Raw genomic sequence first — 554 nt, 5'->3', positions numbered from 1 at the left:
AAATAATTGATCAGCGGGCTAAACAGCAGTGCCACGAACGTACTTATCACCATAGGTAACAGCACCGGTTTGGCGAAGTAGAGCGCAGGAACAAGCAATAACACCAGCAGAGACACGCCAATCACGGTATTGATGGGAAGGTTTAATTTTCCATTCATGCGCGTCCTCTACTGATGAGGTGGTAAATCGGATGGTTGAGCCGCTTCTTCACCTGCTTCTTTTGAGGATGCAGCAGACGATGAAGAAGATTTGGCTAGCTGACCACTCAAATCCATCGCGCCATTGAGCAGCAAACTGATGGAGGAGAGAGATGACGTGACGCGAGAAAGCCGCCCAGCTTTCGCAACAGCAATCGCGGCAAAAGCACTCAACCCAAGCGCTGTCCACGGGTTTTCTTGCACGAATCGGTTCGAGGTAAATTTGAGGGTTTGCTTATCCAGCAAGCATTGCTCCAAAGCCGCTTTACCCTCGATGCGTTTTATCTGCATGGCTCGGTCGAGTTTGGTTAGAGAACGCATGCCAGCCCTCCTGCAATTGGTCGGTTGTATTTTTGA

1 protein-coding gene is annotated in these 554 nt (G+C 49.8%); it reads right to left on the bottom strand.

Features of this window, described 5'->3' with window-relative positions:
* Positions 1–167 precede the first annotated feature (167 nt).
* Entirely contained in the window at positions 168–518 is a 351-nt protein-coding gene (locus tag R7Q09_RS27535) for a hypothetical protein (RefSeq protein ID WP_072828774.1), read from the bottom strand.
* Positions 519–554: the final 36 nt, after the last annotated feature.

This window comes from Vibrio sp. 2130-1, assembly GCF_033339515.1.
This window is presented reverse-complemented; position numbering and strand designations above follow the sequence as displayed.